The sequence below is a fragment of the Vibrio sp. B1FIG11 genome (assembly GCF_905175335.1).
In the GTDB taxonomy this organism is placed as follows: Bacteria; Pseudomonadota; Gammaproteobacteria; order Enterobacterales; family Vibrionaceae; genus Vibrio; species Vibrio campbellii.
The window spans coordinates 307,273-319,605 of sequence record NZ_HG992751.1; the positions used below are offsets into that span (position 1 = coordinate 307,273).

Sequence of the window (12,333 nt, forward strand, 5' to 3'; positions counted from 1 at the left end):
GACTATGTCTCGTGTTGCAAAAGCACCTGTCGCTATTCCAGCTGGCGTAGAGGTGAAACTAAACGGCCAAGAAATCACTGTAAAAGGTGCTAAAGGCGAACTGACTCGCGTTCTAAACAACGCTGTAGTTATCGCTCAGGAAGAAAACAACCTAACTTTCGGTCCGAAAGAAGGTGCTGCTAACGCATGGGCACAAGCTGGTACAGCTCGCGCTCTAGTTAACAACATGGTTGTTGGTGTTACTGAAGGCTTTACTAAGAAGCTAACTCTTAAAGGTGTTGGTTACCGTGCTGCTATCAAAGGCAACGCTGTAGGTCTAACACTAGGCTTCTCTCACCCAGTTGAGCACGAGTTGCCAGCGGGTATTAAAGCTGAATGTCCAAGCCAAACTGAAATCATCATCACTGGTTGTGATAAGCAACTAGTTGGTCAAGTTGCGGCTGACATTCGTTCTTACCGTCAACCTGAGCCTTACAAAGGCAAAGGTGTTCGTTACGCAGATGAAAATGTGCGTACTAAAGAAGCTAAGAAGAAGTAAGGTAACACTATGGATAAGAAAGCATCTCGCATCCGTCGTGCTACACGCGCACGTCGTAAGATTGCAGAACTGGGTGCGACTCGCCTAGTTGTACACCGTACTCCTCGTCACGTGTACGCACAGGTTATCGCGGCTAATGGCTCTGAGGTTATCGCAGCAGCTTCTACTGTAGAAAAAGCGATCCGTGAGCAAGTGAAATACACTGGTAACGTTGATGCAGCTAAAGCAGTAGGTAAAGCTGTTGCAGAGCGCGCTCTTGAAAAAGGCGTAACTGCAGTTGCATTTGATCGTTCTGGTTTCCAATACCACGGTCGAGTAGCGGCGCTAGCAGAATCTGCTCGCGAAGCTGGTCTGAAATTCTAAGGTAGGGTTGGAAGATGGCTAAAGAACAACAAGTTCAAGCGAATGATTTGCAAGAAAAGCTAATCGCAGTTAACCGCGTTTCTAAAACGGTTAAAGGCGGTCGAATCATGAGCTTCACTGCACTAACAGTAGTTGGTGACGGTAACGGTCGTGTAGGTTTCGGTTACGGCAAAGCTCGTGAAGTACCTGCAGCGATTCAAAAAGCAATGGAAAAAGCGCGTCGTAACATGACTACTATCGCGCTAAACGAAGGCACTCTTCACCACCCAGTGAAAGGTCGCCATTCGGGCTCTAAAGTTTACATGCAGCCTGCTGCAGAAGGTACTGGTGTTATCGCAGGTGGTGCGATGCGTGCAGTACTAGAAGTTGCTGGCGTACACAACGTACTATCTAAAGCATACGGTTCTACGAACCCTATCAACATCGTTCGTGCAACGATCGATGCACTAGGTAGCATGAAGTCGCCAGAAATGGTTGCTGCTAAACGTGGTCTAACTGTTGAAGCTATTTCGGAGTAAGAACACCATGGCAACTATTAAAGTAACTCAAACTAAAAGCTCAATTGGCCGCCTACCAAAGCACAAAGCTACTTTGCGTGGTCTAGGTCTTCGTAAAATCAACCACACAGTAGAACTTGAAGATACTCCGTGCGTACGCGGTATGATCAACAAGGTTTACTACATGGTTAAAGTTGAGGAGTAATCAGAATGCGTTTGAATACTCTTGCACCGGCTGCTGGCTCTAAGCATGCTCCTAAGCGTGTAGGTCGCGGTATCGGTTCTGGCCTAGGTAAAACTGGTGGCCGTGGTCACAAAGGTCAAAAATCACGTTCTGGCGGTAAAGTTCGTCCAGGTTTCGAAGGCGGTCAGATGCCTCTGAAACAACGTCTACCAAAATTCGGTTTCACTTCTCGTAAGAGCCTAGTGTCTGCTGAAGTTCGTCTAGGTGAACTAGCGAAAGTTTCTGGTGACGTGGTAGATCTAAACAGCCTTAAAGCTGCTAACATCATCACTAAGAACATCGAATTCGTTAAAGTTGTTCTTTCTGGTGAAATCAACAAAGCAGTGACTGTTAAAGGTCTACGTGTGACTAAAGGCGCTAAAGCTGCAATCGAAGCTGCAGGCGGTAAAATCGAGGAATAATCTCGAGGAACGAGGTACAGATGGCTAAGAAACCAGGACAAGATTTTCGTAGTGCTCAGAGCGGCTTAAGTGAACTAAAGTCGCGCTTGTTATTCGTAATTGGTGCACTTTTAGTATTCCGAGCCGGCTCTTTTGTGCCGATTCCTGGTATTGACGCTGCTGTACTTGCCGATTTGTTCGAACAGCAAAAAGGTACCATCGTTGAAATGTTTAACATGTTCTCCGGTGGTGCTCTTGAGCGTGCATCTATACTAGCGTTGGGCATCATGCCGTATATTTCGGCATCTATTGTTGTCCAACTGCTAACTGTAGTTCATCCAGCGTTAGCGGAACTCAAAAAAGAGGGTGAAGCAGGCCGTCGTAAGATCAGCCAATACACACGCTACGGCACGCTTGTACTTGCAACATTCCAAGCTATTGGTATTGCAACTGGCTTACCAAACATGGTCGACAATCTGGTTGTTATGAACCAAACCATGTTTACGCTAATTGCTACCGTAAGTTTAGTAACCGGTACCATGTTCCTAATGTGGTTAGGTGAACAAATTACAGAGCGAGGAATCGGTAATGGTATTTCCATTCTGATTTTTGCAGGTATTGTTGCTGGATTGCCTTCTGCAATCGGTCAAACAATCGAGCAAGCGCGTCAAGGTGAATTGCATGTACTTCTTCTGCTGCTAATCGCGGTATTAGCTTTTGCAGTAATTTACTTCGTTGTTTTCATGGAACGTGGTCAACGCCGAATCGTCGTTAACTACGCTAAGCGTCAACAAGGTCGTAAAGTATTTGCTGCGCAAAGCTCGCATCTGCCACTTAAAATTAATATGGCAGGTGTTATTCCAGCGATTTTTGCATCAAGTATTATCCTGTTCCCAGGAACACTGGCTCAGTGGTTTGGTCAGAACGGTGAGAGCAGCGCGTTCGGTTGGTTAACTGACGTGTCTTTGGCTCTTAGCCCAGGTCAACCGCTGTATGTAATGCTTTATGCAGCAGCGATTATTTTCTTCTGTTTCTTCTACACGGCGTTGGTTTTCAACCCGCGTGAAACAGCAGATAACTTGAAGAAGTCCGGTGCATTCGTACCCGGTATCCGCCCAGGTGAGCAGACAGCTAAGTACATTGATAAAGTGATGACACGTTTAACCCTAGCGGGTGCACTGTACATTACCTTTATCTGTCTGATTCCCGAGTTCATGATGGTCGCGTGGAACGTACGTTTCTACTTCGGCGGTACATCTCTACTAATCGTAGTAGTTGTTATCATGGACTTTATGGCACAGGTACAGACTCATCTGATGTCTCAACAGTATGATTCTGTGTTGAAGAAAGCGAATCTGAAAGGCTACGGTCGTTAATTCGACGGTAGACTCAGTTTCAATTACGGAGTTTAGCAATGAAAGTTCGTGCTTCCGTTAAAAAAATCTGCCGTAACTGTAAAGTAATCAAGCGCAACGGTGTTGTTCGCGTGATTTGCAGTGAGCCAAAGCACAAACAGCGCCAAGGCTAATTAGCAGAAATTTTTACTTGAAAACGAAGGTTAGGTCGAGTATATTCCTCGGCCTACCTTTTGCGTGCAAAAGAAGTAGTATCCCGCAGCGTATCCATAACGGGCTTTGCTGCGGCTAATTCTTTTATAGAAACACTTAGGAGTGAATAATGGCCCGTATAGCAGGCATTAACATTCCTGATCAAAAACACGCTGTAATCGCTCTAACGGCGATCTACGGCATCGGTAAAACTCGCTCTCAAGCTATCCTAGCTGAAGTGGGTATTGCTGAAGATGTTAAGATCAGTGAACTAACTGAAGAGCAGATCGATCAACTGCGTGATGGTGTAGCTAAGTACACTGTAGAAGGTGATCTACGTCGTGAAGTATCTATGAACATCAAGCGTCTTATGGACCTTGGCTGTTACCGTGGTCTTCGTCATCGTCGCAGTCTACCACTACGTGGACAGCGTACTAAAACCAATGCTCGCACCCGTAAGGGTCCGCGTAAGCCGATCAAGAAATAATCGGGAAGGTAGAGTACAATGGCTAAACAACCAACTCGCGCTCGTAAGCGCGTACGCAAGCAAGTTGCAGATGGCGTTGCGCACATCCATGCTTCTTTCAATAACACAATCGTAACCATTACTGACCGTCAAGGTAATGCTCTAGCTTGGGCTACTGCAGGTGGTTCTGGTTTCCGTGGTTCTCGTAAGTCTACTCCGTTCGCTGCACAGGTTGCTGCTGAGCGTTGTGCTGAAATGGCTAAAGAATACGGTCTAAAGAACTTGGAAGTTATGGTTAAGGGTCCAGGTCCAGGTCGTGAATCTACTGTTCGCGCTCTGAACGCTGCTGGTTTCCGCATCACAAACATCGTTGATGCTACACCAATCCCTCATAACGGTTGTCGTCCACCTAAGAAACGTCGCGTATAACGTTTTTTTAGATTACTGGAGAAAGATCATGGCAAGATATTTGGGTCCTAAGCTGAAGCTTAGCCGTCGTGAAGGCACTGACTTATTCCTTAAGTCTGGTGTTCGCGCGATCGATACCAAGTGTAAAATTGATAACGCACCAGGTGTACACGGCGCTCGTCGCGGTCGTCTATCTGAGTATGGCGTTCAGCTTCGTGAGAAGCAAAAAGTTCGTCGTATGTACGGCGTTCTAGAAAAACAATTCCGTAACTACTACAAAGAAGCTGCACGTCTTAAAGGCAACACAGGTGAGAACCTGCTTCAGCTTCTTGAAGGTCGTCTTGATAACGTAGTTTACCGCATGGGCTTTGGCGCAACTCGCGCAGAAGCACGTCAGCTAGTTAGCCACAAAGCTATCCTAGTTAACGGTAAAGTTGTAAACGTTCCTTCTTTCAAAGTAGCGGCTAATGACGTTGTTTCTATCCGCGAGAAAGCTAAACAGCAAGCTCGTATCAAAGCAGCTCTAGAAGTTGCTGAACAACGTGAAAAACCAACTTGGATTGAAGTAGATGGTGGCAAGATGGAAGGTACATTCAAGCGTATGCCTGAGCGTTCTGATCTATCAGCTGACATCAACGAACAATTGATCGTCGAGCTTTACTCTAAGTAAGGTTTAAACTAAAGAGAGGACACAATGCAGGGTTCTGTAACAGAATTTCTTAAGCCACGTCTAGTTGACATCGAACAAATCAGCTCGACTCACGCAAAAGTAACTCTTGAGCCATTAGAGCGTGGCTTTGGTCATACTCTGGGTAATGCACTTCGCCGTATTCTTCTATCTTCTATGCCAGGTTGTGCTGTAACAGAAGTAGAAATCGAAGGCGTACTTCATGAGTACAGCACTAAAGAAGGCGTTCAAGAAGATATTCTTGAAATTCTTCTAAACCTTAAAGGTTTGGCTGTACGCGTTGCCGAAGGCAAAGATGAAGTGTTCATTACTTTGAACAAATCAGGCTCGGGCCCTGTGGTTGCAGGTGACATCACCCATGACGGTGATGTAGAGATCGCTAACCCTGAACACGTTATTTGTCACCTAACGGATGACAACGCTGAGATCGCAATGCGTATCAAAGTAGAACGTGGTCGTGGTTATGTTCCAGCTTCTGCGCGTATCCATAACGAAGAAGATGAGCGTCCAATCGGTCGCCTACTAGTAGATGCTACTTACAGCCCTGTAGACAAAATTGCCTACGCTGTAGAAGCAGCTCGTGTAGAGCAGCGTACTGATCTAGACAAGCTTGTTATCGATATGGAAACGAACGGTACTCTAGAACCTGAGGAAGCAATCCGTCGTGCAGCTACTATCCTAGCTGAACAATTGGATGCGTTCGTAGATCTTCGTGATGTACGTGTACCTGAGGAGAAGGAAGAGAAGCCAGAATTCGATCCGATCCTACTGCGTCCTGTAGACGATCTTGAACTAACAGTTCGCTCTGCTAACTGTCTGAAAGCAGAAGCGATTCACTACATCGGTGATCTAGTACAACGTACTGAGGTTGAGCTACTTAAAACGCCTAACCTTGGTAAAAAATCTCTTACTGAGATTAAAGACGTACTTGCGTCACGTGGTCTGTCTCTGGGCATGCGCCTAGAAAACTGGCCACCTGCATCAATCGCTGAAGATTAATCGATACTAGTTAGAAGGATTAGGTCATGCGCCATCGTAAGAGTGGTCGTCAACTCAACCGCAACAGCTCACATCGTAAAGCGATGTTCAGCAACATGGCTAGCTCTCTAGTACGTCATGAAGTTATCAAGACTACTTTGCCAAAAGCAAAAGAGCTACGTCGCGTAGTTGAGCCTTTGATTACACTAGCTAAGACTGACAGTGTTGCTAACCGTCGTCTAGCATTTGCACGTACTCGTGACAACGAAGTAGTTGCAAAACTGTTTAACGAACTAGGTCCACGTTTTGCTGCTCGTCAGGGCGGTTACACTCGTATCCTAAAAGCTGGCTTCCGTGCTGGTGATAAAGCTCCAATGGCTTACATTGAGCTTGTAGATCGCCCAGCTGCTGAAGAAGCTGCTGAGTAATCTCAGTTCGTAAGAACAAAAAAAAGCCGAGCATTAGCTCGGCTTTTTTGTATCTGTCCTATTTGAAAGCGAAACAAATTGAGTTTTCCGTCTCCCCTCTCAACGCTAATCTTCGATCATCGAATCTTTCATCTTAATTTATGTTTAGGCGAAACTTCTTAGTTGTCTGAACCCCATAACCCGCTTAGCGAATTCAACAAACCTTCACTTGCGCCTTGGTCTCCTAAATAGCCAAGTATCACTGGCGCAAACTGACTGATCATCGATGGGTCTAAGCCCAGCTTATCGAACGTGCTTTGTACTGCACTTAAACTTTCAATATTACCCAATAAGCTTTGCGCACCATCCAAACTGGACATTCCTGGGATCAGAGATTTTAGTTCACTGCTGTTTTGATCTGACAGTTGGCTCTGTGCCAACGCTAAAAGGGCACCCGTACCGCCGGCTGCTTGTTCGGTCGAAACCGGCAGTTGGCTAGTGAGTAAATCGGTGAGCGGTGATGATTCCGCATTCATGCCTTGGCTGACCATGTCCATTAAACCTTCTTGGCTTTCTTTATCGGTGACAGCATCAAGAAAAGCGTGGGCTGTACCAATGCTCATTGAAAGCAGCGTTAAGGTGAGGAGTGTTTTACGCATAATACCTCCGTGTGGCTTGCGATTATTATTGTTTATTCACTACTTAAGATAACAGAGACATTAAGGTTGTTGAGCTTAAGTCTGTTTATTTTAGACAAAAAAAAAGCGGCGCTAGTGAGCGCCGCTTCGAATTTGTATTGAGGAGAGTCTCAATTACAGGATGTCTAGTAGTTCTACTTCGAATACTAGAGCAGCAAATGGAGGGATAGCAGCACCTGCGCCACGCTCACCGTATGCTAGATCTTGTGGGATGTATAGTTTCCACTTAGAACCAACAGGCATTAGTTGAAGAGCTTCAACCCAACCTTTGATTACGCCAGTCACTGGGAACTCAGCTGGTTGACCGCGAGATACAGAGCTGTCGAATACAGTGCCGTCAGTTAGCTCACCGTGGTAGTGAACACGTACTTGAGATGCTGCTGTTGGGATTTCACCAGTACCTTCAGTGATGATTTCGTACTGAAGACCAGACTCAAGAACGTTTACTTCTGGACGTAGAGCGTTGTCTTTTAGGAACGCTTCGCCGTCAGCTGCTGCTGCTTTAGCTGCTTCTTGACGAACTGCTTCTGCACGAGTGTGTAGCTCCTGCAGTGCGTTGTTGATCTCGTCGATTTCGATAGATGGCATGTCACCAGTTAGTGCAGTTGCAATACCAGCAGCGATAGCGTCTACGCTAAGACCTTCTAGACCAGAACCAGCTAGTTGCTGACCCATTTGCAGACCAATACCGTAGCTAGCTTTCTGTTCTGCAGTTTCAAATTTAATTTCAGACATGAATGTCGCTCTTATTAGGAGTGATAAAGGCACAGGATATCAGGTTCGAGCCTCGGTTTAAATGATTGCGCTCGAATGTCGCATTCTGGAGCAGAGGGTGTGACTTATCTCTTACTCCAAGTGAAATTTCTGCTAATTTACGCCAAATTACATTTTACTTTGGCGAAAAACATATACTCTCCGCGCTGGTATTTTTATACTGAGATTAGAAGTATTAAGGGACTCATCAGAATGAATCGTCGCAGAAAGAAAAAGCAGCAAGTCGACCATGTCGAATTGATGAAACAAAAGCTCGCTGCTATCGATTGGAAGCAGCCGTTTAACAAAGAGAAGTGGCAGGAGAGATTACAGCCAGTCACTCAGTTTTGGCAACGCCTTCCAAAACTACATCAGCGTGCACTAATGGTATTGGTGCCTGTGGTGTTGGTGCTTCTGATCATCCCAGTGCCAAAAAATACTGAAGCACCTATTGATGACACTCAAGTTGAAAATCAACGTGTTGCGATTCAGTTGAATGCGCAAAGTTTAAGTGAGCAGCGCTCAGCGCAAAACTCAGAGCTAAAATCTGAGCAATGGAAAGAGTACACGGTAAAGAACGGTGATACGTTGGCTCAAGTATTTCGTAGTAACCAACTGCCGATGGCGGACTTGAATGCCTTAGTTAAAATTGAAGGCAGCGACAAGCCACTAAGCCGAATCAAGCAGGGGCAATTGGTGCGCTTTAAGCTCGCTGACGATGGCAAATTAGATATGCTTCAGCTTGAGAAAAGTGGCGAGTCGGTGATGTTCTTCCGTTTATCTGATGGCACATTCGGGCGTAATAAATAACGTTCATTAACAAGTATTCTAAAGGCGCGATGATTCGCGCCTTTTTTATGTCATTCCGTTTGCTTGTGGTGGTATCCCAATCTTATGCCTCTCGATCGGAGAGTCGTCTTCTTTTATTCCATGGCAAGAGCGGCAACACAATCATTAGGATCCCTACCGCTGTCAGCCAGTCAGGGATCTCGTCAAACCACCATATCCCAAAGAGCGTAACAAACACTAAGCCAGAGTATTCGGCGAGCGCTATCTCTCCAGCTGGCGCTTTCTGATACGCTAGTACAGCCAAACCGTTATAACTTAAGATACAAACCGCACTCACGATGACTAATACCAACTCCTGTCCCGTCATAGGTTGCCAGTAAAACCCAGCCAGTACTGCAGAGATAGGTAACGAGAATAGAGTGGTCCACCAAAGTGTGGTGACGACAGACTGTTCACTGGGTAGCTTTCTTACCAATATATTAAACATCGCCAGTGTGGTCGCCGTGCCGAGTGCGAACAATGCAGCCCAATGAAAATGATCCGGTCTGAGTACCACTAGGACACCAAGGAACCCGAAGCAAGTGAGCAAGATTTTACTTAATGGAGGATGCTCTTTGAGGAACAATATCGACAGCGGCAACATTAAAATCGGCGCTGCGTAAAAAACCGCGTTTGCAGTTGCCAGAGGCAGGTGAGTCACCGCAACCATCATACATCCGCTACCAATTAATATTAGATGCGCTCGCAACAAGGTAATAGGTGCTTGCTTTAGGCTACGTTTATCCGGTTGTTGTCTGAGATAGAAAGGTAGGATGAGCAGCAGTGAAGCCAACTGGCGCACAAACATATATTGGAACGGGCTAATGCCGCCTTCAATCAGTTTGACGGCGACATCGGAGAGTGACGCCGCCAAGTTGCCGATAACCAGTAATAGTAACGCCAGGTGGTGGGGTGACATTTAGCTCACTCGGCGCATATCGACATGGGGGATACCATCTTCAAGGTAGCTTTCGGAAATGACTTCAAAGCCATGACTCGCATAGAAAGCCATCAGGTGTTCTTGCGCACCGATATCTATCGTTTGACCAGCCCAAAGCTGTTGGCAATGTTGTAAGGCTTGTTCAAGCAGTTCATGTCCAAGACCGCCACCACGGGCGCTTTGCTTGGTTACTACACGACCAATACTGACATTGTCGTAAGTGGTGCCAGCAGGCAATAGACGAGCGCAGGCAACCAGTTCATCGTCTTTGTAGCCCAATAGGTGAAAAACGCCTTCCAGTGTATCTTTGCCGTCCAGTTCTGGATAAGGACAGGTTTGCTCCACTACAAAGACATCAACGCGCAGGCGCAGCATCTCGTAGAGTTGTGTTGTTGTCAGTTGAGAGAAAGGTAGGGCAGTCCAGTTGATCATTTCCAATATCCATTAATAAGCGAATGCAGCTGACTTTACGTCGTTTTCTGCTATTACTCATTAACAATGGTTAATTTTCACTGGTCTTCGTGACAAATCTGGCGATAATGTGCCCTCTTTTTCATCCCACCTGAGGATATTTCCCTGTGAGCAAACAAACTTTTGACCAAGTAGGGCTTAATCCAGCGCTACTAGAGACGCTTGAATCATTGAACTACACCCATATGACGCCAATTCAAGCGTTGAGCTTACCTGCGATTTTGAATCAGCGTGATGTGATTGGTCAGGGCAAAACCGGCTCAGGTAAAACCGCGGCATTTGGTCTGGGCGTATTGTCCAACCTAAACGTGAAGCGCTTCCGTGTACAATCTTTGGTGTTGTGCCCAACGCGTGAACTGGCTGATCAGGTGGCGAAAGAGATCCGTACGTTAGGTCGTGGTATTCACAACATTAAAGTACTGACATTGTGTGGCGGCATGCCAATGGGACCGCAAATCGGTTCACTAGAGCATGGTGCTCATATTCTGGTGGGTACGCCAGGTCGTATCCTTGATCACCTAGAGAAAGGTCGCATTAACCTAGAAGAGCTAAACACGCTGGTTCTAGATGAAGCAGACCGCATGCTGGAGATGGGCTTCCAAGACGCCCTTGATGCGATCATTGATGCTGCGCCTAAACAACGTCAAACACTGCTATTCAGTGCGACTTTCCCAGAGAAGATCGAACAGATTGCTCAACGTATTATGCAATCGCCAGAGATGATCAAAGTAGAATCGACACACGATACGTCGAGCATCGCGCAGTACTTTTACAACGTTGAAGGCTCAGAAGCACGCGATGAAGCTTTGGCGAACCTACTACTGACGCACCAGCCAGAGTCAGCGGTGGTGTTCTGTAATACCAAGAAAGAAGTACAGAATGTAGCAGATGAACTGCATCACAAAGGCTTCAGTGTGGTGGATCTTCATGGCGATCTAGAACAGCGTGAGCGCGACCAAGCTCTAGTCCAGTTTGCTAACAAGAGTGTCTCTATCCTTGTTGCAACAGACGTGGCGGCGCGTGGTTTGGATGTCGACAACCTTGATGCAGTATTTAACTTCGAACTGTCTCGTGACCCTGAAGTACACGTTCACCGTATCGGCCGTACTGGTCGTGCGGGCAGCAAAGGTCTGGCGTTCAGTTTCTTTGGTGAGAAAGATGGTCTACGTGTGGCTCGTATTGAAGAGTACCTAGATATGGATGTGGTACCAGCAACACTGCCAGCGAAATCAACTCAGCAGCCATACCAAGCGAAGATGGTGACGATTAATATCGATGGCGGTAAGAAACAGAAAGTACGTGCGGGTGACATCCTTGGCTGTTTGACCGGTAAAAATGGTATCACGGGTGCACAAGTGGGTAAGATCCAGCTAATGGCGATGCGTTCTTATGTTGCGGTAGAGAAATCTGTGGCGAAGAAAGCACTGCAAACCATCAGCAACGGTAAGATGAAAGGTCGTCAATTCCGTGCTCGTATTCTGAAGTAAGCAGAACCTCATTTAGTGCAAAGGCGCTCGATATGAGCGCCTTTGTTTTTTCCTGCCTACCTGATCTTATTCATAGCCTTTCTTTAAGCGCGATTTAATTCGGCTAAGACTGATCGCTGTAATCCCCAAGTAAGCGGCAATCTGGCTATCGGTAATACGCTGCTCTAAGTCTGGATAATGCTGACAAAACAGTTGGTAGCGCTCTTCCGGTGAGTAGAGCAACATAAAGCGTTCTTTGTTTTCTTTATGCATCAGCTGTGCTTCGAGCAGCTTTAAGTAGATAGGATGCTTTTCTGAACGCCATTGGTGTAGCACTTCAATTGGTAAGCAAAACAGATGACAAGGCGTCAGTGTTTCCAATAAATATGGCGAAGGCTGATTCTTGATAAGCCCTTCAAAGCCAATCACCCAATCTTTTTCCCAGTAGAACTCTTTACTGAATTCCTTCCCTTTGTCGGTCAGATAACTGGCGTGGCACAAGCCCTCTAACACAAAGTAGATGTGCGAACTGGATTCACCTTGGTGATTGAGAATATGGCGTGTCGGCAACTCTAGCTGTTGCCCATGTTCAATTAGCTGATTCGCTTCATCTTCGAGGAAGCCATGATTGATTAAGTCAGAAAAAAGATCGCTGTGCATG

19 protein-coding genes are annotated in these 12,333 nt (G+C 46.3%); 14 read left to right on the forward strand and 5 right to left on the reverse strand.

The window, feature by feature from the left end; all coding sequences use genetic code 11:
* Positions 1–4 precede the first annotated feature (4 nt).
* The 12 genes from rplF to rplQ all read left to right on the forward strand — a co-directional run bounded on the left by rplF (position 5) and on the right by rplQ (position 6,537).
* A complete protein-coding gene (gene rplF, locus KHO06_RS01465; RefSeq protein ID WP_005528537.1) occupies positions 5–538 on the forward strand; it encodes a 50S ribosomal protein L6 in 534 nt (177 codons plus the stop codon).
* 9 nt (positions 539–547) lie between these two features.
* On the forward strand, positions 548–901 hold the full coding sequence (gene rplR, locus KHO06_RS01470; RefSeq protein ID WP_005435088.1) for a 50S ribosomal protein L18: 354 nt from the start codon (positions 548–550) through the stop codon (positions 899–901).
* Between the two features lie 14 nt (positions 902–915).
* Complete coding sequence (rpsE, locus tag KHO06_RS01475) at positions 916–1,419, forward strand: 30S ribosomal protein S5 (RefSeq protein ID WP_005435090.1); 504 nt, start codon at positions 916–918, stop codon at positions 1,417–1,419.
* Positions 1,420–1,426: 7 nt separating this feature from the next.
* Complete coding sequence (rpmD, locus tag KHO06_RS01480) at positions 1,427–1,603, forward strand: 50S ribosomal protein L30 (protein WP_000201159.1); 177 nt, start codon at positions 1,427–1,429, stop codon at positions 1,601–1,603.
* A 5-nt stretch (positions 1,604–1,608) separates the two neighbouring features.
* On the forward strand, positions 1,609–2,043 hold the full coding sequence (rplO, locus tag KHO06_RS01485; protein WP_005528539.1) for a 50S ribosomal protein L15: 435 nt from the start codon (positions 1,609–1,611) through the stop codon (positions 2,041–2,043).
* A gap of 20 nt (positions 2,044–2,063) precedes the next feature.
* Positions 2,064–3,398 carry a preprotein translocase subunit SecY gene (gene secY / locus KHO06_RS01490; RefSeq protein WP_005435093.1) on the forward strand — a complete coding sequence of 445 codons (1,335 nt, stop codon included), beginning with the start codon at positions 2,064–2,066 and terminating at the stop codon, positions 3,396–3,398.
* 38 nt (positions 3,399–3,436) lie between these two features.
* A complete protein-coding gene (gene rpmJ / locus KHO06_RS01495; protein WP_000868186.1) occupies positions 3,437–3,550 on the forward strand; it encodes a 50S ribosomal protein L36 in 114 nt (37 codons plus the stop codon).
* A 149-nt stretch (positions 3,551–3,699) separates the two neighbouring features.
* The gene (rpsM, locus tag KHO06_RS01500; RefSeq protein ID WP_005450559.1) at positions 3,700–4,056 is read left to right on the forward strand and encodes a 30S ribosomal protein S13; all 357 of its coding nucleotides are present in this window, start codon (positions 3,700–3,702) and stop codon (positions 4,054–4,056) included.
* A gap of 18 nt (positions 4,057–4,074) precedes the next feature.
* Positions 4,075–4,464 (forward strand): 30S ribosomal protein S11, encoded by a 390-nt coding sequence (gene rpsK / locus KHO06_RS01505; protein WP_001118870.1) that lies wholly within the window; start codon positions 4,075–4,077, stop codon positions 4,462–4,464.
* Positions 4,465–4,492: 28 nt separating this feature from the next.
* Positions 4,493–5,113: a 30S ribosomal protein S4 gene (rpsD, locus tag KHO06_RS01510; RefSeq protein ID WP_005383146.1), complete on the forward strand. Its 621-nt coding sequence runs from the start codon at positions 4,493–4,495 to the stop codon at positions 5,111–5,113.
* Positions 5,114–5,137: 24 nt separating this feature from the next.
* Complete coding sequence (rpoA, locus tag KHO06_RS01515; protein WP_005383143.1) at positions 5,138–6,130, forward strand: DNA-directed RNA polymerase subunit alpha; 993 nt, start codon at positions 5,138–5,140, stop codon at positions 6,128–6,130.
* A 26-nt stretch (positions 6,131–6,156) separates the two neighbouring features.
* Positions 6,157–6,537, forward strand: coding sequence for a 50S ribosomal protein L17 (gene rplQ / locus KHO06_RS01520; RefSeq protein ID WP_005383141.1), 381 nt, complete (start codon positions 6,157–6,159; stop codon positions 6,535–6,537).
* 158 nt (positions 6,538–6,695) lie between these two features.
* On the opposite strand, the gene KHO06_RS01525 is transcribed toward rplQ, so the two are convergent.
* Positions 6,696–7,175 carry a DUF2780 domain-containing protein gene (locus tag KHO06_RS01525; protein ID WP_045370153.1) on the reverse strand — a complete coding sequence of 160 codons (480 nt, stop codon included), beginning with the start codon at positions 7,173–7,175 and terminating at the stop codon, positions 6,696–6,698.
* A 153-nt stretch (positions 7,176–7,328) separates the two neighbouring features.
* On the reverse strand, positions 7,329–7,949 hold the full coding sequence (locus KHO06_RS01530; protein WP_005437303.1) for an FKBP-type peptidyl-prolyl cis-trans isomerase: 621 nt from the start codon (positions 7,947–7,949) through the stop codon (positions 7,329–7,331).
* Between the two features lie 231 nt (positions 7,950–8,180).
* Here KHO06_RS01530 and KHO06_RS01535 point away from each other — a divergent pair, with 231 nt between their 5' ends.
* Positions 8,181–8,777, forward strand: coding sequence for a LysM-like peptidoglycan-binding domain-containing protein (locus tag KHO06_RS01535; RefSeq protein WP_212582001.1), 597 nt, complete (start codon positions 8,181–8,183; stop codon positions 8,775–8,777).
* 82 nt (positions 8,778–8,859) lie between these two features.
* Here KHO06_RS01535 and KHO06_RS01540 read toward each other — a convergent pair whose 3' ends face one another.
* Complete coding sequence (locus tag KHO06_RS01540) at positions 8,860–9,714, reverse strand: DMT family transporter (protein WP_086369744.1); 855 nt, start codon at positions 9,712–9,714, stop codon at positions 8,860–8,862.
* Positions 9,715–10,167, reverse strand: a complete 453-nt coding sequence (locus KHO06_RS01545; RefSeq protein ID WP_045370147.1) for a GNAT family N-acetyltransferase — start codon at positions 10,165–10,167, stop codon at positions 9,715–9,717.
* A 146-nt stretch (positions 10,168–10,313) separates the two neighbouring features.
* Between KHO06_RS01545 and dbpA the strand changes: the two genes are divergently transcribed.
* Positions 10,314–11,693 (forward strand): ATP-dependent RNA helicase DbpA, encoded by a 1,380-nt coding sequence (gene dbpA / locus KHO06_RS01550; protein WP_005430562.1) that lies wholly within the window; start codon positions 10,314–10,316, stop codon positions 11,691–11,693.
* Positions 11,694–11,759: 66 nt separating this feature from the next.
* Here dbpA and KHO06_RS01555 read toward each other — a convergent pair whose 3' ends face one another.
* Positions 11,760–12,332 (reverse strand): Crp/Fnr family transcriptional regulator, encoded by a 573-nt coding sequence (locus KHO06_RS01555; RefSeq protein ID WP_012126886.1) that lies wholly within the window; start codon positions 12,330–12,332, stop codon positions 11,760–11,762.
* Position 12,333 lies beyond the last annotated feature (1 nt).